The organism is Cupriavidus sp. UME77, assembly GCF_014170355.1.
Lineage (GTDB): Bacteria > Pseudomonadota > Gammaproteobacteria > Burkholderiales > Burkholderiaceae > Cupriavidus > Cupriavidus basilensis.
On record NZ_LZZU01000086.1, the window covers coordinates 255,639 to 276,228 of the forward strand.

The 20,590-nt window shown below is 65.0% G+C and carries 18 protein-coding genes; 17 read left to right on the top strand and 1 reads right to left on the bottom strand.

What is annotated here, in order from left to right:
* Positions 1-38: 38 nt before the first annotated feature.
* The 6 genes from A9975_RS32820 to A9975_RS32845 all read left to right on the top strand — a co-directional run bounded on the left by A9975_RS32820 (position 39) and on the right by A9975_RS32845 (position 6,449).
* Complete coding sequence (locus A9975_RS32820; RefSeq protein ID WP_183036361.1) at positions 39-680, top strand: transcriptional regulator; 642 nt, start codon at positions 39-41, stop codon at positions 678-680.
* Positions 670-1,641, top strand: coding sequence for an ornithine cyclodeaminase family protein (locus A9975_RS32825; protein WP_183036362.1), 972 nt, complete (start codon positions 670-672; stop codon positions 1,639-1,641). Before A9975_RS32820 ends, A9975_RS32825 begins: the two co-directional genes overlap by 11 nt.
* 19 nt (positions 1,642-1,660) lie before the next feature.
* Positions 1,661-2,632 carry a threo-3-hydroxy-L-aspartate ammonia-lyase gene (locus A9975_RS32830; RefSeq protein WP_183036363.1) on the top strand — a complete coding sequence of 324 codons (972 nt, stop codon included), beginning with the start codon at positions 1,661-1,663 and terminating at the stop codon, positions 2,630-2,632.
* Positions 2,633-2,839: 207 nt separating this feature from the next.
* A complete protein-coding gene (locus A9975_RS32835; RefSeq protein ID WP_370565955.1) occupies positions 2,840-4,381 on the top strand; it encodes a dicarboxylate/amino acid:cation symporter in 1,542 nt (513 codons plus the stop codon).
* Positions 4,382-4,494: 113 nt separating this feature from the next.
* Entirely contained in the window at positions 4,495-5,400 is a 906-nt protein-coding gene (locus A9975_RS32840; RefSeq protein ID WP_183036364.1) for an amino acid ABC transporter substrate-binding protein, read from the top strand.
* Positions 5,401-5,408: 8 nt separating this feature from the next.
* Positions 5,409-6,449 (top strand): threo-3-hydroxy-L-aspartate ammonia-lyase, encoded by a 1,041-nt coding sequence (locus A9975_RS32845; RefSeq protein ID WP_183036464.1) that lies wholly within the window; start codon positions 5,409-5,411, stop codon positions 6,447-6,449.
* Here A9975_RS32845 and A9975_RS32850 read toward each other — a convergent pair.
* Positions 6,350-7,900, bottom strand: coding sequence for an amino acid permease (locus A9975_RS32850; RefSeq protein WP_183036365.1), 1,551 nt, complete (start codon positions 7,898-7,900; stop codon positions 6,350-6,352). The genes A9975_RS32845 and A9975_RS32850 overlap by 100 nt on opposite strands.
* A gap of 504 nt (positions 7,901-8,404) precedes the next feature.
* Between A9975_RS32850 and A9975_RS32855 the strand changes: the two genes are divergently transcribed.
* The 11 genes from A9975_RS32855 to A9975_RS32905 all read left to right on the top strand — a co-directional run bounded on the left by A9975_RS32855 (position 8,405) and on the right by A9975_RS32905 (position 20,494).
* Complete coding sequence (locus A9975_RS32855; protein WP_183036366.1) at positions 8,405-10,486, top strand: 3-hydroxyacyl-CoA dehydrogenase NAD-binding domain-containing protein; 2,082 nt, start codon at positions 8,405-8,407, stop codon at positions 10,484-10,486.
* A 91-nt stretch (positions 10,487-10,577) separates the two neighbouring features.
* The gene (pncA, locus tag A9975_RS32860; RefSeq protein ID WP_183036367.1) at positions 10,578-11,213 is read left to right on the top strand and encodes a bifunctional nicotinamidase/pyrazinamidase; all 636 of its coding nucleotides are present in this window, start codon (positions 10,578-10,580) and stop codon (positions 11,211-11,213) included.
* A gap of 128 nt (positions 11,214-11,341) precedes the next feature.
* The gene (locus A9975_RS32865) at positions 11,342-12,520 is read left to right on the top strand and encodes an acetyl-CoA C-acyltransferase (protein WP_043346629.1); all 1,179 of its coding nucleotides are present in this window, start codon (positions 11,342-11,344) and stop codon (positions 12,518-12,520) included.
* 14 nt (positions 12,521-12,534) lie between these two features.
* Positions 12,535-12,762 carry a hypothetical protein gene (locus A9975_RS32870; protein WP_183036368.1) on the top strand — a complete coding sequence of 76 codons (228 nt, stop codon included), beginning with the start codon at positions 12,535-12,537 and terminating at the stop codon, positions 12,760-12,762.
* A 143-nt stretch (positions 12,763-12,905) separates the two neighbouring features.
* Positions 12,906-14,756, top strand: a complete 1,851-nt coding sequence (locus A9975_RS32875; RefSeq protein ID WP_183036369.1) for an acyl-CoA dehydrogenase — start codon at positions 12,906-12,908, stop codon at positions 14,754-14,756.
* Between the two features lie 71 nt (positions 14,757-14,827).
* The gene (locus A9975_RS32880) at positions 14,828-15,610 is read left to right on the top strand and encodes an SDR family oxidoreductase (RefSeq protein WP_183036370.1); all 783 of its coding nucleotides are present in this window, start codon (positions 14,828-14,830) and stop codon (positions 15,608-15,610) included.
* A gap of 91 nt (positions 15,611-15,701) precedes the next feature.
* The gene (locus A9975_RS32885) at positions 15,702-16,145 is read left to right on the top strand and encodes a PaaI family thioesterase (RefSeq protein WP_183036371.1); all 444 of its coding nucleotides are present in this window, start codon (positions 15,702-15,704) and stop codon (positions 16,143-16,145) included.
* Between the two features lie 118 nt (positions 16,146-16,263).
* Positions 16,264-17,640, top strand: a complete 1,377-nt coding sequence (locus A9975_RS32890; protein ID WP_183036372.1) for a serine hydrolase — start codon at positions 16,264-16,266, stop codon at positions 17,638-17,640.
* A 97-nt stretch (positions 17,641-17,737) separates the two neighbouring features.
* Complete coding sequence (locus tag A9975_RS32895) at positions 17,738-18,748, top strand: NADP-dependent oxidoreductase (protein WP_174426383.1); 1,011 nt, start codon at positions 17,738-17,740, stop codon at positions 18,746-18,748.
* A gap of 65 nt (positions 18,749-18,813) precedes the next feature.
* Positions 18,814-19,668, top strand: a complete 855-nt coding sequence (locus A9975_RS32900; protein WP_183036373.1) for a class II aldolase/adducin family protein — start codon at positions 18,814-18,816, stop codon at positions 19,666-19,668.
* A 4-nt stretch (positions 19,669-19,672) separates the two neighbouring features.
* Positions 19,673-20,494 carry an SDR family oxidoreductase gene (locus A9975_RS32905; RefSeq protein ID WP_183036374.1) on the top strand — a complete coding sequence of 274 codons (822 nt, stop codon included), beginning with the start codon at positions 19,673-19,675 and terminating at the stop codon, positions 20,492-20,494.
* Positions 20,495-20,590: the final 96 nt, after the last annotated feature.

Here is a 20,590-nt window from a genome sequence, read left to right on the forward strand (position 1 = left end):
ATATTGACGAATTGTCTACATTTGGATAACCTGTCTATATGAAAAAACGCACACCAGAACGCACACCCGAGCAGCAAGCGCTGCTCGAGCAACTCAAGCAGGTGGCCCAAGGTTTGAGCGAGACCTTCGCGCCCTTTTGCGAGGTGGTTGTTCACGATCTGCTGGACCCCAAGCACGCCATTCTCGCCATCCATAACAACCTGTCGGGCCGCCAGGTGGGAGACCCCGCAACCGAGCTAGGCCTTGCCCGGATCGCCGACCCCGAGTATCCGCAGGTGATCGCCAATTATGCGAATCAGTTCGCCGACGGGCGGCAGGCCAAGAGCACGTCGATCGGCATCAAGGATTCGACCGGGGGCTATGTGGCAGCCCTGTGCATGAACGTCGACCTGACGCTGTTCCGCAGCTTGCAGAACGTGCTCGGCCAGTTCGGCAGCGTGGACGCCGGCGCGGGGATGAAGGAGTCGCTCGACCCGGCCGGCGCAGATGCCATCCGGGCCCGCATCGACCAGTTCGCCGCGCGGCTGGCCACCACGCCGCGATCCCTCAAGGCCGAAGACAGGCGCGCATTGCTGCGCGAGCTCAAAGAGGCGGGGTTCATGGAGGTGCGCCGCGCCATGGAAATCGTGGCGCTGCATCTCGGCGTGTCGCGGGCTACGGTGTATAGCTATGCCAAGTGAAGCGCGCTTGCTCCTGCTCGACAAGAACCAGGTCGAGTCACTGCTGCAGCCGGCAGATGCCATGGAGGCGGTGAGCGAAGCCTTTGCCCTGCATAGCCAGGGCGAGGGCCGTGTCTTTCCGCTGGTTCGGGAGCCGCTGGCGACCGGTGGCGTGTTCGGCATCAAGTCCGGCGACGTCCAGTCGCAAGGCCTGCTGGGTTTCAAGGCGGCCGGATTCTGGCCAGCCAACCGCGAGGTGGGCGGCGAGCCGCATCAGGCCACGATCATGCTGATCGATCCGGCAACCGGGCGGCCAGTGTGCATGATCGATGGCAACGCCGTCACCACGATGCGCACCGGTGCCGCCGGCGGCCTTGGGCTTCAGTGGCTGGCACGCCAGGACAGCGAGCGCCTGTGCCTGTTCGGCACCGGCGTGCAGGCGCGGATTCAGTTGACGTTTGCCCTTGCGCTGCTGCCCTCGCTCAAGCAGGTTCAATACGTTACGGTGACGGGCCAGCACGACGCGGCGTTCGAGCGCGCCTTTGCCGAGCGCTGTGAGATATCCCATGCCCCCGAGCGCAATGCGGCAGTGGCGGGCAGCGACGTAGTGATCACGGCTACGCCGGGCGGCGGTGCGCTGTTCGACCTGCAAGCCGTGCAGCCAGGCACGCACCTGAATTGCGTGGGCGCGGACACACGCGGCAAGCGCGAGTTGCCCGACGGCCTGCTGGCGCGCGCGCGATTGTTCGTCGACGATCGGGCCCAGGCCCGCCAGATCGGCGAGACGCAGTGGGCGCCGGACACGCCTTGCACGGAAATCGGCGACGTGCTGGGCGGCAAGGTGCAAGTTGAGCGCCACGACACCGACATCACCGTCTTTGATATGACAGGCCTGGCGTTGCAGGACCTGACGGTGGCTCGCCTGCTCCAGCGGCGAGCCGCCACCGCGCAAACTGGCACCAGCATCCACTGGCCCTGGTAGCCTTTTTACTCAAACGAGAATGACGACCATGTTTAATCTACCGACCTTTGATGATGTGTCAGCCGCCGCTGCGCGGATTGAGGGCTACGCGCACCGCACCCCCGTCATGCGCTCGCGCACCGCGGACAAGGAAGTGGGCGCGGAGCTGTTCTTCAAGTGCGAGAACCTGCAGCGCATGGGCGCCTTCAAGTTTCGTGGCGCCTTCAACGCGTTGTCGAAGTTCGACGAAGGCCAGAGGCGGGCGGGGGTGGTGGCCTTTTCCTCGGGTAACCACGCGCAGGCCATCGCGCTGTCGGCCTCCCTGCTCGGCATGCCGGCGACGATCATCATGCCGCATGACGCGCCGGCCGCGAAGGTTGCCGCGACCAAGGGCTACGGCGGCAAGGTGGTGATCTATGACCGCTATACCGAGGACCGCGAGGCAATCGGCCGCAAGCTGGCCGAGGAACAGGGCCTGACGCTGATCCCGCCGTATGACCACCCGGACGTCATCGCCGGCCAGGGCACCGCCGCCAAGGAATTGTTCGAGGAAGCCGGCGAGCTGGATGCCCTGTTCGTCTGCCTTGGCGGCGGCGGGCTGCTTTCCGGGTCCGCGTTGTCCGCGCGCGCGCTGTCTCCCCAATGCAAGATCTACGGCGTGGAGCCTGCTGCCGGCAACGACGGCCAGCAGTCGTTCCGCACTGGCTCGATCGTGCATATCGAGACCCCCAAGACCATCGCCGACGGCGCGCAGACGCAGCACCTTGGCAACTACACGTTCGAGATCATTCGCCGCGATGTCGATGACATCGTTACCGCGACCGACGACGAGCTGGTCGACTGCATGCGCTTTTTCGCGTCGCGCATGAAGCTGGTGGTGGAACCTACCGGCTGCCTCGGCTTTGCCGCCGCGCGTGCCATGAAGGCCGAGCTGCAAGGCAAGCGCGTGGGTGTCCTCATCAGCGGCGGGAACGTCGATATCGACCGGTTCGCGGCGTTGCTTGCTGGCTGATTGGACCGATCCGCGGCATGGCTGGCCGGTGCGCGTGGCACCGGCCAGCCATGCCTGCGTGGCGCAGGTGATGTTGGCGCCGGCGGAATAACAGCCAGGAACAGATTCGACTATTCCCACCGATCGTCATTCGTGTGAGCCTGTCCATCAGGCCGCGCGCGATGGCCTTTGCCTTCACCGGGGATCCCCCCCCGGTATCGCTATTGCATGCCTGGCCTCGCTCTGGCCATCCCCTCCATTGTTTCCGCTTTGCTGCCGTTGCCGGGAGGTGTGCGCCTGCCACCGGCGTTGTGCACTCAGCTTGCCGAAATACTTCGGGTTTTCATCGTGTTGACGTTTTGTCTAGTACTAGATAATCTGTCTTATCGACATCGGCAGGATGCATTGCGCGTCGATATTGGAAAACGGCCAGGAGGCGAAGCTTTGAAAACCACTAACAAACTTACCCGCTGGATCATGCTCAGCATGGTCCTGGGTGTCATCGTCGGCTATGCCTGTCACCGCATGGCGGCAGACGCGGCAGCAGCCAAGGCGATTGCCGGGAATTTCTCGATCATCACCGAGATCTTCCTGCGCATGATCAAGATGATCATCGCCCCGCTCGTATTTGCCACCCTGGTCTCAGGGATCGCGAGCATGGACGACACCAAGGCGATTGGCCGCATCGGCGCCAAGGCCTTGACATGGTTCATCCTCGCGTCACTCGTGTCGCTGAGCATCGGCCTGCTGTTCGTGAACCTGGCGCAACCCGGTGTCAGCCTGAACCTGGTTCTGCCGGACGCTGGCGCAAGCACGAATCTCAAGACCAGCGCACTCAACCTGAAAGAGTTCGTCACGCATATTTTCCCGAAAAGCATCTTCGAGGCCATGGCGACCAACGAGATCATGCAGATCCTGATCTTTTCGCTTTTCTTCGGCATTGCGCTGGGCAAGACGACCGGTGGCTCGGGCCAATTCCTGAAGCGGTCCGTCGACGAACTGATGCACGTGATGCTGCGCATCACGAATACGGTGATGTTGTTCGCGCCGGCCGGCATCTTTGCGGCGCTTGCCGCGGCCATCACCGTGCAGGGTCTTGACGTACTGGTGACCTATGGCAAGTTCATCGGCGCGTTCTATCTCGCTTTGCTGGCCCTGTGGGCCGTGCTCTTTATCGCGGGATATGTGGTTCTCAAGGGGCGCATGTTCGATCTGGCAAAGGGTATCCGCGAGCCCATGATGATTGCCTTTTCCACCGCCAGCAGCGAGGCGGCTTACCCGAAGATGATCGAGCGGCTGCAGCGCTTCGGGGTGAAGAAGCGCCTGGTCGGTTTTGTCCTGCCGCTGGGATACTCCTTCAACCTCGACGGTTCCATGGTGTATCAGGCGTTTGCGGCGGTCTTTATCGCGCAGGCCTTCGATATCCATATGTCGCTCGGGCACCAGATCACCATGCTGCTGATCCTGATGGTCAGCAGCAAGGGCATGGCCGCGGTTCCGCGCGGCTCGCTGGTGGTGGTAGCCGCCATCTTGCCGATGTTCGGCTTGCCGGAGGCCGGGCTGTTGCTGGTGATGGGAATCGATCAGTTCCTGGATATGGGGCGCACGGCAACCAATGTCCTGGGCAATAGCATCGCCACTGCCGTCGTTGCCAAATGGGAGGGGGAGCTGGGGACAGAGGAAGAGTTCGACCCGGTCTGCGTCGATGTGGCCGCCGGTCACGGCGAAGCGGTCGCACCAGCGATACCTTCCCCGGCGCGCATGGCTTGATCGCAAAAAAAGCAATTTTCTTATGAGAATGCCGGGCATGTTCTTATAAGAAAGATATTGTTTCGCTGGGGCGGAGTGCGCAATACGCTACGCACTTTGCCCGAGCACCTGCCATGTCCTTTCCTGCCTCTTTCACAGCGCGCGCATTCGCCGCGCTGACTGCCCTCGCTGCTTTGGCCAGCCTCCAGTCCGCGCGCGCCCAGAGCCCGATCCTGGAGCAGATCCGGGAATCCGGCACGATCGCGATGGGCTATCGCGAGGGCGCGCTGCCGTTCTCTTTCTCCGACATCAAGGGCCAGCCTTCGGGCTACGCCGTGGACTTGTGCCTGCGCGTGGCCGAGGCCGCGCGCCAGAAACTCGGCCTGAAGGACCTGAAGGTGCGCTGGCTGCCGCTGACGGCGCAGAGCCGCGTGCCGGCGGTGATGAACGGCCTGGTGACCGTGGACTGCGCGCCCAACACCAATACGGTCGAGCGCCAGAAGCAGGTCGCATTCAGCGTATCGCACTATGTGTCGGTGGTCCGCATGCTGGTTCGCGAGGATTCCGGCATTCAATCCCTCAACGACCTGCGCGGCAAGGTCGTGGTCACCAGCGCGGGCTCCACCGGCGATCGCCACGTGCGCCGGCTCAGGACGCAGTACGCCTACAACGACGTGTACGCGAAGGACCATAACGAGTCCTTCCTGTTGCTGGAGACTGGCCGCGCCCAGGCCTTCGTGCTGGATGATGTGGTGCTGTATGGCCTGCGCGCCAATTCAAAGGCCCCGTCGCATTACACGGTCGTGGGGCCGGCGCTGTCCACCGAACGCAATGCGCTGATGCTGCCGAAATCCGATCCGGAGTGGAAGCAACTGGTCGACCAGACGTTGACTTCGGTCTTCGCGGGCCCGGAGGTGGTGGCATTGCACAAGCGCTGGTTCCAGCAGCCGATCGGCACGCGCGGCATCGACCTCGCGCTGACGCCTTCGCCTGAGGTGCTGGCCGCGTGGAAGCGTCCCACCGACGAGGCCGCGGAGTGAGCCGGTCGATGTGCGCGGCCCTGCCGGCCTATGACGATGTGGTGGCCGCCGCCAGCCGCCTGGCCGGGCACGCGCGGCGCACACCGGTGCTGCGTTCGCCCGCGATGGACACCTGGGTGGGCGCCGAGCTGTTCTTCAAGTGCGAGAACCTGCAACGTACCGGCGCCTTCAAGTTTCGCGGCGCCTTCAATGCGCTGGCGCGCTTCGACGCCGGGCAGCGCCGCCGCGGCGCGGTTGCGTTCTCCGGCGGCAACCACGCGCAAGGCATTGCGCTAGCCGGGCAGGTGCTTGGCATTCCGGTGGTGGTGGTGATGCCTCGTGACGCGGCGGCGTCCAAGGTGGAGGCGACTCGTGCCTGCGGCGCGCAGGTGGTCTTGTACGACCGCCAGGTGGACGACCGCGAAGCGATCACGCGGCGCCTGGCGGAAGAACGCGGGATGACCCTGATCCCGCCCTACGACCATGCCGATGTCATTGCCGGGCAAGGCACGGTCACGCGCGAGTTGCTGGAGGAAACCGGCCCGCTCGATGCCCTGTTCGTTTGCCAGGGGGGCGGGGGGCTGCTCGGGGGCGCCGTCCTGGTGAAAGAACAGCTCTCGCCCGGCTGCCTGCTGTACGGCGTCGAGCCGCAGGCCGGCAATCATGGGCAGCAGTCGCTTCGCCGTGGCGCCATCGTGCATATCGAGCCGCCCGACACGATCGCCGACGGCGCGCGCGCCCAGCATCTTGGGGCGCTGACGTTCGGGCTGATCCACCGCGGCGTGAGCGACATTGTCGCCGTGCCGGACCACACGCTGCGCGAATGCATGCGCATGTTCGCGCAGGCGATGAAGCTGGTGGTCGAGCCGACCGGCTGCCTTGGCCTTGCGGCCGCGCGCTATGCGGGGCTACCGCTGCAGGGCAAGCGGGTTGGCATCATCATCAGCGGCGGCAATGTGGATCTGGCGTGTTATGCGGCATTGCTGTCGGTGGACGATTGCCTTGGCAGTGAAGCTGCAGCCGGCCCTGCCTCGGTGGCCCGCTTGCAGTTGAACGGCATATCTTCGTAGTCGATCAGCCGCGTCTTCTTGACCAGCCGATAGCCAAGCCAGAGAACCAGGAACAGCGGCACGCCGATATAGGTGCCGACAATCTCCAGCCAGCGCCCGCGCACGTCGGAGAAGGCCTGGTAGTTCTGGCCGAGCACGATCACCACGCACAGCACGATGGCAAAGATGGGGCCAAACGGGTAGAGCGGCGAGCGGTAAGCCAGGTCGGACGGCTTGTAGCCCTGGTGCACCAGCCCGCGGCGAAAGCGGTAGTGGCTGATGGCGATACCAAGCCAGGCGATAAAGCCAGTCATGCCGGACGTGTTCAGCAGCCACAGGTAGACCGCCTTGTCGCCAAACAACGAGCTGAGAAAGCACAGGGCGCCGACGGCGGTGGTGGCGAACAGCGCCACGTAGGGCACGCCGCTGGCGGAGAGCCGCGCCAGCGCGCGCGGCGCCCGCCCGCTGACCGCCAGCCCGTAAAGGATCCGGGTGGAGGCGTACATGCTGGAGGTGCCGGCGGAGAGCAGGGCGGTCAGCACCACGGCATTCATCAGGCCGGCGGCGAAGGCCAGGCCGGCGTGGCGGAACACCAGCGCGAAGGGGCTGACACCGATGTCGGTGACGTCGTTGCGCAGCAGGCTGGGGTCGGTGTAGGGGATCAGCACGCCGATGATCAGGATCGCCAGCACGTAGAACAGCAGGATGCGCCAGAAGGTCTGGCGGATGGCGCGCGGGATGGTGCGTGCCGGGTCGGCGGCTTCGCCGGCGGCCACACCGACCGTTTCCGTGCCCTGGAAGGAGAACCCGGCGATCATGGCCACCCCGAACATGGCGGGGATGCCGCCAACGAAGGGCGCATCGCCCAGCGTGAAGTTGTGCCAGCCAGACTGCGGGCCGCCCTGCATGATGCCGAAGATCATCATCAGGCCAGCCGCCAGGAAGATCAGGATCGTGGCCACCTTGATCAGCGCGAACCAGTACTCGGCCTCACCGAAGCCGCGTACCGAAAAGGCATTGAGGCCAAACATCAACAGCAGGAATCCTGCGCTCCACACTACGCCGGAGACGTGCGGAAACCAGTACTGCATCACCAGCTGCGCCGCCGCCAGCTCCACGGCAATCGTGACCGCGAGGCTGAACCAGTAACTCCAGCCGAGCGCGAAGCCAAAGCCTTCTTCTACGTACAGCGCGCTGTAGGTGACGAAAGAGCCGGCCACCGGCATATGCACGGCGAGCTCGCCCAGGCTGGTCATCAGGCAGTACACCATCAGGCCGATCAGGCAGTACATCAGCAGTGCGCCACCAGGCCCCGCCTGGGAGATCGACGCGCCGGAGGCTACGAACAGCCCGGTGCCGACCGCGCCACCGATGGCGATCATGGTCAGGTGGCGGGCTTTGAGCTTGCGCTGCAGGTCGTCGTGCTCGACGACGGGGTGCTGGTGAGGATGGGGGTGTGGATGGGAAGACATCAGGGTCACTGGAACTTCGGCGGGCGGAGCCGCGGCTTCGGCACGGGCGACGCCTTGTGGGGCGCCCGTGCGGGCAAAGGGCGCGAGTTTACCGGGTTATCCGGGTAAATCCGAGGATTGCGGCGGTTTATGTCAGGAAAGTCGCCTACTGTGACTAGAGGTAATCCTCGGGGCCGGGGAAATGTGCTGCATGGGCCATGAGACTCCGGACTTACCCTAGTCTTTTGGTGGCCTTTGGCAACCTTTTGGCAGCCTGAATGCACGCGGGCGAGATCCGCCATGAACGAGGCGCATGGGAGTGCCAGCGAAGCCCCAAAATGAAATTGAACGACCGTGCTATTTTGTGTATGCTTGATCCGCTCGCGATAGGGTGGGCACCGGCCGAGGGGGCAAGTACAGTGCTTCCCCGGTGGCCAGGCGGTGGTTTGGAGCCCCGCGGAAAAACATAATTCGAGAATTCGAATCCCGAGACAACTTCTAGTTCTAGTTACCAAAGGAACCAGCATGACAGCGCAGTATCAGGTTCAGGACGGCGTCGCCGTCATCACGCTCGACAATCCCCCCGTCAATGGCCTGGGTCTCAGCACCCGGCTTGGCATCGTCGAAGGCATGACCCGTGCGCTGGACGATGCGGCCGTCAAGGCCATCGTCATTACCGGCGCCGGCAAAGCCTTCTCGGGCGGCGCCGACATCCGTGAATTCAATACGCCCAAGGCCACCCAGGAGCCGACGCTGCACTCGGTGATCAAGGTCGTGGAAGGTTCGAGCAAGCCCGTCGTGGCGGCGATCCATTCCGTCGCCATGGGCGGTGGCCTGGAACTGGCGCTGGGTTGTAACTACCGTGTGGCTTCGAAGGGCGCGCAGATCGCCCTGCCGGAAGTGAAGCTGGGCCTGCTGCCCGGCGCCGGCGGCACGCAGCGCCTGCCGCGCGTGATCGGCCTGGAAGCCGCCCTGAACATGATCGTGTCGGGCAACGCCATCCCCAGCGAGAAATTCGCCGGCACCAAGCTGTTCGACGAGATCGTCGACGGTGAAGTGCTGCCCGCAGCCGTGGCGTTTGCCAAGACGGCGGCGGCCAACCCCGGCCCGTATCCCAAGGTGCGCGACCTGAAGGTCAAGCACGAGAACGCGGAAGGCTTTATCGCTTTCTCGCGCAATACCGTGGCAGCCGTTGCCAAGAACTTCCCGGCGCCGCTGAAGTGCGTGGATGCCGTGGCCGCCTCGCTCAAGCCGTTCGAAGCTGGCCTGAAGGCCGAGCGCGAAGGCTTCATGTACCTGATCACCACGCCGGAATCGCGCGCGCTGCGCCACGCCTTCTTTGGCGAACGCGCCGCCAGCAAGATTCCTGACGTGCCGGAAGGCACCGCAACCCGCAAGATCGAGAAGGTCGCCGTGATTGGCGCCGGCACCATGGGCGGCGGCATCACCATGAACTTCCTGAACGCCGGCGTGCCGGTGATCATGCTGGAAACCAAGCAGGAAGCACTGGACCGCGGCGTGGCCACGATCCGCAAGAACTACGAAAACAGCGCCAAGAAGGGCAAGCTCACGCAAGAGAAGGTCGAGCAGCGCATGGGCCTGCTGACCACCACGCTGTCCTATGACGAGATCAAGGACGCGGACATGGTCATCGAGGCTGTGTTCGAGGAAATGGGCGTCAAGGAAATCGTCTTCAAGAAGCTGGATGAAGTGATGAAGCAGGGCGCGATCCTGGCTTCGAACACCTCCACGCTGGACGTCAACAAGATCGCCTCCTTCACCAAACGTCCGCAAGACGTGGTCGGCATGCACTTCTTCAGCCCGGCCAACGTGATGAAGCTGCTGGAAGTGGTGCGCGGCGAAAAGACCGGCAAGGATGTGCTGGCAACCGTCATGCAGCTCGCCAAGAAGATCAAGAAGACCGCTGTGGTATCGGGCGTGTGCGACGGCTTTATCGGCAACCGCATGATCGAGCAGTACAGCCGCCAGGCTGGCTACCTGCTGGACGAAGGCGCGCTGCCGGAGCAGGTGGACAAGGCCATCGAGAAGTTCGGCTTTGCCATGGGCCCGTTCCGCATGGGCGACCTGGCCGGCAACGACATCGGCTGGGCGATCCGCAAGCGCCGCGCTATCGACAAGCCGGAAATCCAGTACTCGAAGACCGCCGACCTGCTGTGCGAACTGGGCCGCTATGGCCAGAAGACCGGCGCGGGCTGGTACGACTACAAGGCGGGCGACCGCAAGCCGTACCCGAACCAGCAGGTCAACGACATGATCGTGCAGCATTCCAAGGACCTGGGCATTACCCGCCGCAAGATCTCCGATGAGGAAATCGTCGAGCGCCTGGTGTTCGCGCTGGTCAACGAAGGCGCCAAGATCCTGGAAGAAGGCATTGCCTCCAAGGCCTCGGATATCGACATGGTCTACCTGACCGGCTACGGTTTTCCGCTGTTCCGCGGTGGCCCGATGCTGTACGCGGACCAGGTTGGCCTGTTCAATGTGGCGCAGTCGATGGCGCGTTATGCCAAGGGCTACCACGGCGAAGCCTGGCAGGCGGCCCCGCTGCTGCTCAAGCTGGCAGGCGAAGGCAAGGGCTTCAACGGCTAAGCACAGCCAAGGCGATTTCGCGCGGCGCAGTCAGGCCGCGCGGGGTTCTCATCACTGATCGCAAACCGGTCACCAAGCGAGGAGTAGCGGCATGGCCAAGCAATACGGCCCCGAAGATTGCCTGCTGGTCATCGACGTGCAGAACGACTTCATGCCGGGCGGCGCGCTTGCCGTGGCGCATGGCGATGAAGTCGTCCCCGTGATCAACCGCCTCTCGCAGGCGTTTGCGCGAGTGGTGCTGACCCAGGACTGGCATCCCGCCGATCACGTTTCGTTTGCCGCCAACCATGCCGGCACGCAGCCGTTCCAGACCGTGGCGTTGCCCTATGGCCAGCAAGTCCTGTGGCCCACGCATTGCGTGCAGGGCACCCACGGCGCGGCGTTGCATGCCGGGCTGGAAGTGCAGCATGCGCACATGGTGATCCGCAAGGGCCATCACCGCGAGGTGGATAGCTACTCGGCCTTCATGGAGGCCGACCGCGCCACCCCGACGGGGCTCGCGGGCTATCTGCGCGAGCGTGGCGTGCGCCGGGTGTTTTGCGTGGGACTGGCAACGGATTACTGCGTTGCCTGGAGCGCGCTGGATGCCCGCGCGGCGGGGTTCGAGGCCGTCGTGGTCGAGGATGCCTGCCGTGCCATCGACCTCGACGGGTCGCTGGCGCGTGCGTGGCAAGACCTGGAATCCGCGGGCGTGCGACGCGTGCAATCGGCCGCGCTGCTGTCCTGAAACCGAAGAATCGCCAAGCCAACCCGAGCTGACACGGCTGAACCCAGCCAACGACATATTGCATGACACTGCCGGACGTGAACGCACGCCGCAGGTCACCAGATACCAGAGATACCGAGGAGCAAGACATGAAAGAGGCAGTCATCGTTTCCACCGCACGTACCGGCCTGGCCAAAAGCTGGAAGGGTGCTTTCAACATGACCCACGGCGCGACCCTGGGCGGTCATGCGGTCCAGCACGCCATTGCGCGCGCCAAGATCGACGCCGGCGAAGTGGAAGACGTGCTGATGGGCTGTGCCAACCCGGAAGGCGCCACCGGCGCCAATATCGCGCGCCAGATCGCGCTGCGCGCGGGCTGCCCGGTTACCGTGCCCGGCGCCACCGTGAACCGTTTCTGCTCGTCCGGCCTGCAGACCATCGCCATGGCCGCGCAACGCGTGATCGCCGATGAAGGCGATATCTTCGTGGCCGGTGGCGTGGAGAGCATCTCCTGCGTGCAGCAGGAAATGAACCGCCACATGATCCAGGAAAACTGGCTGACCAAGAACAAGCCGGAAATCTACTGGAATATGCTGCAAACCGCCGAGAACGTGGCCAAGCGCTACAACATCTCGCGCGAGCGCCAGGACGAATACGGCGTGCGCAGCCAGCAGCGCGCCTTCGCCGCCCTGGAAGCCGGCAAGTTCAACGATGAAATCGTGCCGATCACGGTGCTCGCCGGCGTGGCCGACAAGGCGACCGGCCAGCTGATGACCAAGGAAGTCACGGTCTCGGCCGACGAAGGCATCCGCGGCGATACCACGCTGGAAGCCGTGTCGAAGATCCGCACCGCCATGCCCGGCGGCGTGGTCTCGGCAGGCAATGCATCGCAGTTCTCCGACGGTGCTTCGGCGGTCGTGGTCATGGATTCGAAGGTGGCCGAGGCCCGCGGCCTGCAGCCGCTGGGCGCGTTCCGCGGCTTTGCCGTGGCCGGTTGCGAGCCTGACGAAATGGGCATCGGCCCGGTGTTCGCGGTGCCCAAGCTGCTGAAGAAGGCCGGCCTGACGGTCGCCGACATCGGCCTGTGGGAGCTGAACGAAGCCTTCGCCGTGCAGGTGCTGTACTGCGCCGACACCCTGGGCATCCCCATGGACCGCCTGAACGTCAATGGCGGCGCCATCGCGGTGGGTCACCCCTATGGTGTGTCGGGCGCCCGCCTGGTCGGCCACGCGCTGATCGAAGGCAAGCGCCGTGGCGCGAAGTACGTGGTGGTGACCATGTGCATCGGCGGCGGCCAGGGTGCGGCCGGCCTGTTCGAAGTCTTCTGAGGCGGCACGGTACCGTGAGCGATCCGGCCGACCCGATGCTGGCCCATGGCCGGGAGGTGCTGGCCAGCCAGCCCTTCCCGGTGCTGGCCGGCGCCGCGCCGGTGGCAACCTCCGAGTACAAGATCAACTGCCTGCGTGCGGCGATCGGCGACACGCTGATCGCCCGCCTGGGCGAAGGCAGCCAGGCACGGCAGGCAAGAGACGGGCGCGAGAGCGCCTTTTTCTTTCCCCGCGCCATTTAAAGATACAGAAATTGCGGTGCGCCATGAGAGCGCGCCGTTGTGGAGACAGCGACGATCCCCGCCGCGAGGCTTGCAGTTGATGCAGCCGCCGACGGGTCGCGCATCTTTGATTTTCCCTTTCAGTCTGGGAGCCGTTTCCTGCCATGTCGCTGATCCTTTCCCGCCGTGACCTGAACTTCGTGCTGTACGAATGGCTCAAGGTCGAGGGGCTGACCCGCATTCCGCGCTACGCCGACCATTCCCGCGAGACCTTCGACGCCGCGCTCGATACCTGCGAGAAGATCGCCGCCGACCTGTTCGCGCCGCACAACAAGAAGAACGACCAGCAAGAGCCGCATTTCGACGGTGAGACCGTCAGCATCATCCCCGAGGTCAAGACTGCGCTGAAGGCCTTCTGCGAGGCCGGGCTGATGGCCGCCGGGCAGGACTACGACATCGGCGGCATGCAGCTGCCCGTGGTGGTGGAGAAGGCCGGCTTTGCCTACTTCAAGGGCGCCAACGTCGGCACCAGCTCCTATCCCTTCCTGACCATCGGCAACGCCAACCTGCTGCTCGCGCACGGCACGCCGGCGCAGGTGGAGACCTTCGTCAAGCCGGAGATGGAAGGCCGCTTTTTCGGCACCATGTGCCTGTCCGAGCCGCAGGCCGGCTCGTCGCTGTCCGACATCACCACGCGCGCCGACTACGAGGGAGAATCGCCGCTCGGCCAGCAATACCGCCTGCGCGGCAACAAGATGTGGATTTCGGCCGGCGAGCATGAGCTCTCCGACAATATCGTCCACCTCGTGCTGGCCAAGATTCCCGGCGCGGACGGCAAGCTGATCCCGGGCGTGAAGGGCATTTCGCTGTTTATCGTGCCGAAATACCTGGTCAACGCCGACGGCAGCCTGGGCGAGCACAACGATGTGGTGCTGGCCGGCCTGAACCACAAGATGGGCTATCGCGGCACCACCAACTGCCTGCTGAACTTCGGCGAAGGCATGAAGTACAAACCGGACGGCAAGGCGGGTGCCATTGGCTACCTGGTGGGCGAGGCCCACAAGGGCCTTGCCTGCATGTTCCATATGATGAACGAGGCCCGCATCGGCGTGGGCCTGGGCGCGGTCATGCTGGGCTATACCGGCTACCTGCACTCGGTCGACTACGCGCGCAACCGCCCGCAGGGCCGCCCGATCGGCCCCGGCGGCAAGGATCCGGCCAGCCCGCAGGTGCGGCTGGTGGAGCATGCGGACATCCGGCGCATGCTGCTGGCGCAGAAGAGCTATGTGGAAGGCGGGCTGGCGCTCAACCTGTATTGCGCGCAACTGGTGGACCAGGAGCGTGCGGCGCAGGGGGCCGAGCATGAGCGCCTGGCACTGCTGCTCGATATCCTCACGCCGATCGCCAAGAGCTGGCCGTCGCAGTGGTGCCTGGAAGCCAACAACCTGGCCATCCAGGTGCATGGCGGCTACGGCTACACCCGCGAGTACAACGTCGAGCAGTTCTACCGCGACAATCGCCTCAACCCGATCCATGAAGGCACGCATGGCATCCAGGGCCTGGACCTGCTGGGCCGCAAGGTGGTGATGAAGGACGGCGCGGCCTTCAAGGTGCTGGGCGAAGAGATCCAGGCCACCATCGGCCGCGCCCTGGCCAGCGGCGATGCCGCGCTGGGCAGCCACGCGAAGGCGTTGGGCGCCGCCGTCACGCGCGTGGCGCAAGTCACGCAGGCGCTGTGGGCGGCGGGCGACGCCACCGTGACGTTGGCCAACGCCTCGGTCTACCTGGAAGCCTTCGGCCATGTCGTGCTGTCGTGGACGTGGCTGGAGCAGGAACTGGTGGCGCAGGCCGCACTGGCTGGAGCCAAGAGCCAGGAAGACCAGGACTTCTATCGCGGCAAGCTGGCCGCGGCGGCGTACTTCTTCCGCTGGGAGTTGCCCAAGGTGGGCCCGCAGCTCGACCTGCTGGCCTCGCTCGACCGCACCACGCTGGACATGCAGGACGCCTGGTTTTGAGCGGCATCCAAGCAAGATGAACGAGCGCGCGCACCGATCTGCGCGCGCCCAACACCAAATCGGGAGACACCATGAACACCATCCAGCAATTGTTCGACCTGAAGGGCAGGACGGCGCTGATCACCGGCGGCTCGCGCGGGCTTGGCCTGCAGATCGCCGAAGCGCTTGGCGAGCAGGGCGCGCGCATCGTGCTGTCGGCGCGCAAGGCCGATGAGCTGCAAGCGGCGCAAGCTCACCTCAAGGCGCTTGGCATCGATGCCGAGTGGATCGCCGCCGACGGCGCGCGCGATGCGGATATCGTGTGCCTGGCCGACGAGGCACTGGCCAAGCTGGGCCATATCGACATCCTGGTCAACAATGCCGGCGCCACCTGGGGAGCGCCTGCCGAAGATCACCCGGTAGAAGCGTGGGACAAGGTGATGAACCTGAATATCCGCGGCGTGTTCCTGCTGTCGCAGCGCATCGGCAAGCTGTCGATGATTCCGCGCCGCTATGGTCGCATCATCAACGTGGCCTCCATCGCCGGCCTGGCGGGCAACCCGCCGGGATCGATGGAAACCATTGCCTACAACACCTCCAAGGGCGCGGTGGTGAACTTCACCCGCACGCTGGCGGCCGAGTGGGGCGAGCACAACATCACGGTGAACGCGCTGGCGCCGGGCTTCTTCCCCTCCAAGATGACGCAGGGCTCGCTGGACCGCCTTGGGGTGGATGCCATGTGCGCATCGGTGCCGCTGCACCGGCTGGGTGACGACGAAGACCTGAAGGGCGCGGCGCTGCTGTTCGCCAGCGCCGCCGGCAAACACATCACCGGCCAGGTGCTGGCGGTGGATGGCGGCGTGAGCGCGGTATAAAGTCCATGCTCCAATGCGGTTGGCCCGTGCAGGGCGGGACGTTCCGCCTTGCCAGCCGGCCACCCGTACCGTCTTCGCCTCATTAGCAACTATGACCAAAACCAACGGATTTCCCCTCAAGATTCCCTTCCTTGCCGATCTTGGCGTGCAATGCACCCGCATGGACAAGGAGGGCAGCGAGATCGAACTGGCGCTGGAAACGCGTCACCAGAACAGCTGGGACATGGCCCATGGCGGCGTGCTGATGACGCTGCTCGACGTGGCCATGGCCATCGCCGGCCGCGCCGCCGATCCCGATGGCCGCGGGGTGGTGACCATCGAGATGAAGACCAGTTTCATGGCGCCTGGCCGCGGCAAGCTCGTCGCGCGCGGCCAGTGCGTGCACCGTACCAGCACCATGGCCTTTTGCGAGGCGGAGATCGTCGACGCCGACGGCAAGACCGTGTCGCGCGGGTCGGGCACGTTCAAGTTCGTCAAGCGCGTGCCGCCGCAGCGGGCGGCAAGCGGCGCTTCGGATACCGGCGCGGACGGCTGAGTGCCGCGGGACAGGGAAGGGACAGGGAAGGGACAGGGAAGGGATATTAGCCACAAGACCGGCAGGGTCACCGGAGCCGGCGGCGCGCAGCAGCTGTAAAACAAAAAATGGAGACAAGATGCTGTTTGAACGGATTGCCGCCACGCGGCGATTGAAACTGACCGTGCTCGCCGCCTTCGGCGCAGGAGCCCTTGCCATGTATCAGCCGGGCCAAGCCCAGAATGCACCTGTTCCTTCTGCCGGCGCGCCGGTTGCGGCACCTGCCGCGCCGGTGTTCCCGGACGCGGCCGCCACCGATCCCGTTGCGGCGGGCTGGATGCAGGGCTTTCCTCCCGCAGCCGCCAAGGTCATCAGCTTCACCCCTGCCAGCAACGGCTTCCCGCGCACGCGCTGGAGCTTTTCGCATATCCGCGAACTGGTCCCGACAGCCTCGGTCTGGCACGGGCGCGGCCCGGTTTCGGCACTGCCGCGTGCCGAGCGCGATATCGGTGGCGTGCCGTTTACCGATGCCGACGGCACCCGCCGCACGTTCAGCGACATGCTTGGCCTGACCTATACCGACGGCATCCTGGTGATGCACAAGGGCCGGGTCGTCTACGAGAAGTACTTCGGCGCGCTGGACGACCATACGCCGCACATCGCCATGTCGGTCACCAAGTCCTTCGTCGGCACGCTGGCTGCCATGCTGGTGGCGGACGGCAAGCTGGACCCCGCCGCGCCCGTTACGCGCTACCTGCCGGAGATGGCGGGCACCGCCTACGGCGATGCGACCGTGCGCGAAGTCATGGACATGACGGTGGGCGTCAAGTACTCCGAAAACTACGCCGATCCCAAGGCCGAGATCTGGGACTACAGCCGCGCCGGCGGCATGATGCCGCGCGAACCCGGCTATGCCGGACCCAAGACGTTCTACGAATTCCTGGCCACCTTGAAGAAGGAAGGCGAGCATGACCAGGCCTTCGCCTACAAGACCGTCAATGCCGAAGTCCTGGCCTGGATCGTCAAGCGCGTGTCCGGGCAGTCGCTGGCCAAGTTGCTTTCCGAGCGCGTCTGGCAAAAAATGGGCGCGGAGAACGATGCCTACTTCATGGTGGACAGCATCGGCAGCGAGTCCGGCGGCGGCGGCCTGAACACCACGCTGCGCGACCTGGCCCGCTTTGGCGAGACCATGCGCAACGGCGGCCGCTTCAATGGCCAGCAGATCATCCCGGCCGAGGTGGTGGCGGACATCCGCCGCGGCGGCGATCCCGCCAAGTTTGCCAAGGCTGGCTATGCGACCTTGCCCGGCTGGAGCTACCGCTCGATGTGGTGGGTCTCGAACGACGACCACGGCGTGTTCGAGGCGCGCGGCATCCACGGCCAGCGTATTTACGTCGATCCCAAGGCAGAACTCACCATCGTGCGCTACGCCTCGCATCCTATCGCCGCCAACGGTGCCAACGACCCCGTCACGCATCGCGCGTATCGGGCACTGGCGCTGTCATTGATGAAATAACAAAACAAGCCGGCAAGCCGACCAGCTAGCTGGCAACTACCCACAACGACCGACAAAGGGCGAGTGTCCTTGTCCATTTCACTGTAAGGAAGCCATCATGTCGAACACCTACAAGCGCATCGTCCTGGCATCGCGTCCCACCGGCGCCGTGACCCCTGACAACTTCCGCCTGGAAGAGGTGCCTGTGCCCGAGATCGGCGAAGGCGAGGTGCTGGTCCGCAATCATTTCCTGTCGCTCGATCCGTATATGCGCGGCCGCATGAACGAAGGCAAGTCGTACGCGACCCCGCAGCCGCTGGGCGACGTGATGATCGGCGGCACGGTTGGCGAGATCGTGGCGACGAAGAACCCCAAGTACGCAGTCGGCGACAAGGTGGTCGGCATGTTCGGCTGGCAGGAAATGGGCGTCACCAATGGCATCGGCATCCAGAAGGTCGATACCACCCATATTCCGCTGTCGGCCTACCTCGGCTCGGTCGGCATGCCTGGCGTCACGGCCTGGTATGGCCTGAACAAGATCATCCAGCCGAAGGCCGGCAAGACCATCGTGGTGAGCGCGGCCTCCGGCGCGGTCGGCAGCGTGGTGGGCCAGCTGGCCAAGCTCCAGGGCTGCCGCGTGGTCGGCTTTGCTGGCGGCAAGGACAAGTGCGACTACGTGGTCAATGAACTCGGCTTCGATGCCTGTGTTGACTACAAGGCGGCCAAGGACAGCAAGGAGCTGTACACGATGTTCAAGGAAGCCACCCCGGACGGCGTGGATGGCTACTTCGAGAACGTCGGCGGCGAGATCCTCGACACCGTGCTGGCCCGCATGAACGCCTTTGGCCGCATCGCCATCTGCGGCATGATCGCCGGCTACGATGGCCAGCCGATGCCGTTGAAGAACCCGCAGCTGATCCTGGTGTCCCGCCTGACCGTGGAAGGCTTCATCGTGTCCGAGCACATGGACGTGTGGCCGCAAGCGTTGCAAGAGCTGGGCACCGCGGTGGCGCAAGGCAAGCTCAAGTTCCGCGAGAGCATTGCGCAAGGCCTGGCGAGCGCGCCGGAAGCGTTCATGGGCCTGCTCAAGGGCAAGAATTTCGGCAAGCAACTGGTCAAGCTGGTTTAAGTCCGTAGCTGCCGCGCGCCGCTTCGATACCCGCGCGCGGCAGCGGAAAAACAAGGAGATTCCCCATGAACGCCCCTGTAGCAAGCACCAGGCCCCAGGCCGACCAGGACGAAATGGCCGCTGGCCTGTCCGAAGAGGTCAAGGCCAAGTACCGCGTACTGCCGCGCCCGCCGAAGTTCGATACGCCGGCGGAGGAGCGCCTGCACCGCAAGCAGCGGCTGGCCGCGGCTTTCCGTCTGTTTTCCAAGTTCGGCTTCGACGAGGGCGTGGCCGGCCACATCACCGCGCGCGATCCCGAGTTCCCGGATACGTTCTGGGTCAACCCGTTCGGCGTGCATTTCAGCCAGGTCAAGGTGTCCAACCTGATCCGCTGCGATCACCATGGCGACGTGGTGGAAGGCGATTACCCGGTCAACGCCGCGGCCTTCGCCATCCACTCGCGCGTGCACCAGACCCGTGAAGACGCGGTCGCCGCCGCGCACTCGCACAGCACCTATGGCCGCGCCTGGTCCACGCTGGGCCGCACGCTCGACCCGCTGACGCAGGACGTGTGCGCTTTCTACAACGACCATGCCCTCTATGACGATTTCGGCGGCGTGGTGGTGGAGCTGGACGAAGGCCAGCGCATCGCCAACGCGCTGGGCAGCAACAAGGCCGCGATCCTGCAGAACCATGGCCTGCTGACGGTGGGCAAGACGGTGGACGAGGCTGCCTGGTGGTTCATCACCATGGAGCGCTCGTGCCAGGTGCAGTTGCTGGCCGAGGCCGCCGCCGCGCGCACCAATGCGCCGCTGAAGGTGATCTCCGACGCTGCGGCACGCCAGGCGTATTCGATCGTCGGCACGGCGCAGGCGGGCTGGTTCCAGTTCCAGCCGCTATACGCCCGCATCGTCAAGGAACAGCCCGACCTGCTGGATTGAAGTCATGGCCGCCTTTGCTCCCTTCACTGGCAAGGTCGTGCTGATCACCGGCGCGTCCGACGGCATTGGCGCCGAACTGGCCTTGCTGCTGGCGCAGCAGGGTGCGCGGCTTGCGCTGGCGGCGCGCCGTGTCGACCTGCTGCAGGCGCTGGCGGAGCGCATCCGCCGCCAGCACCCGGCGGCCGACGTCGGCGTGTGGCGCGTCGATGTGTCCGACGAGTTCGACTGCCGGCGGCTGGTGGCCACGGTGGTGGCGCAGTATGGCGGGCTCGACGTGCTGGTCAATAATGCCGGCGTGTCCGCCCACGGCTACTTCGAACAGGTATCGGACTACAGCTACTACGAGCAGGTCATGCGCGTGAACTACTTCGGCGCCATGTGGTGCACGCGCGAGGCGCTGCCGCACCTGCGCGAGCGCGGCGGCCTGATGGTGGCGGTGTCCAGCCTGGCCGGCAAGATCGGCGTGCCGGGCCGCACCGCCTACTCGGCCAGCAAGTTCGCACTGGCGGGATTCTGCGAGGCGCTGCGGGCGGAGCTGCGCGGGTCTGGCGTGGATGTGTGCGTGGTGTTCCCCGGCGTGGTGGCGACCGATACGCGCATCAATGGCTTCGGCCCCGACGGCCGCCCGCTGGGCGAGAGCCGGCTGCGCGAGGAGGGGGCCATGAGCGCGCAGGAGTGCGCGCGCCAGATGCTGGCGGCCATGGCCGCGCGCAAGCGCGAACTGGTGATGACCAGCAAGGGCCGGCTTGGGCTGTGGCTCAAGCTGCTGGCGCCGCGCCTGGTCGAGAACATGGCGCTCAAGGCGCTCAAGCAAACGGGGCGGTAGTGCGGTTGACAGCGTGAGAGCGTGGCGGCATGACGGCGTGACAGAAGAGATCGAGCAATAGCAGGCACGCGCCTTGCTGATACCCGTGGCGGCATC

Bases quoted from the DNA above. Each gene is read 5' to 3' on its own strand.
- A9975_RS32855 (WP_183036366.1), top strand. From the start codon at position 8,405: ATGACAGCGCAGTATCAGGTTCAGGACGGCGTCGCCGTCATCACGCTC.
- A9975_RS32880 (WP_183036370.1), top strand. From the start codon at position 14,828: ATGAACACCATCCAGCAATTGTTCGACCTGAAGGGCAGGACGGCGCTG.
- A9975_RS32890 (WP_183036372.1), top strand. From the start codon at position 16,264: ATGCTGTTTGAACGGATTGCCGCCACGCGGCGATTGAAACTGACCGTG.
- pncA (WP_183036367.1), top strand. From the start codon at position 10,578: ATGGCCAAGCAATACGGCCCCGAAGATTGCCTGCTGGTCATCGACGTG.
- A9975_RS32840 (WP_183036364.1), top strand. From the start codon at position 4,495: ATGTCCTTTCCTGCCTCTTTCACAGCGCGCGCATTCGCCGCGCTGACT.
- A9975_RS32835 (WP_370565955.1), top strand. From the start codon at position 2,840: ATGCCTGGCCTCGCTCTGGCCATCCCCTCCATTGTTTCCGCTTTGCTG.
- A9975_RS32820 (WP_183036361.1), top strand. From the start codon at position 39: ATGAAAAAACGCACACCAGAACGCACACCCGAGCAGCAAGCGCTGCTC.
- A9975_RS32830 (WP_183036363.1), top strand. From the start codon at position 1,661: ATGACGACCATGTTTAATCTACCGACCTTTGATGATGTGTCAGCCGCC.
- A9975_RS32850 (WP_183036365.1), bottom strand. From the start codon at position 7,900: ATGTCTTCCCATCCACACCCCCATCCTCACCAGCACCCCGTCGTCGAG.
- A9975_RS32845 (WP_183036464.1), top strand. From the start codon at position 5,409: ATGTGCGCGGCCCTGCCGGCCTATGACGATGTGGTGGCCGCCGCCAGC.
- A9975_RS32875 (WP_183036369.1), top strand. From the start codon at position 12,906: ATGTCGCTGATCCTTTCCCGCCGTGACCTGAACTTCGTGCTGTACGAA.
- A9975_RS32865 (WP_043346629.1), top strand. From the start codon at position 11,342: ATGAAAGAGGCAGTCATCGTTTCCACCGCACGTACCGGCCTGGCCAAA.
- A9975_RS32900 (WP_183036373.1), top strand. From the start codon at position 18,814: ATGAACGCCCCTGTAGCAAGCACCAGGCCCCAGGCCGACCAGGACGAA.
- A9975_RS32895 (WP_174426383.1), top strand. From the start codon at position 17,738: ATGTCGAACACCTACAAGCGCATCGTCCTGGCATCGCGTCCCACCGGC.
- A9975_RS32905 (WP_183036374.1), top strand. From the start codon at position 19,673: ATGGCCGCCTTTGCTCCCTTCACTGGCAAGGTCGTGCTGATCACCGGC.
- A9975_RS32885 (WP_183036371.1), top strand. From the start codon at position 15,702: ATGACCAAAACCAACGGATTTCCCCTCAAGATTCCCTTCCTTGCCGAT.
- A9975_RS32825 (WP_183036362.1), top strand. From the start codon at position 670: ATGCCAAGTGAAGCGCGCTTGCTCCTGCTCGACAAGAACCAGGTCGAG.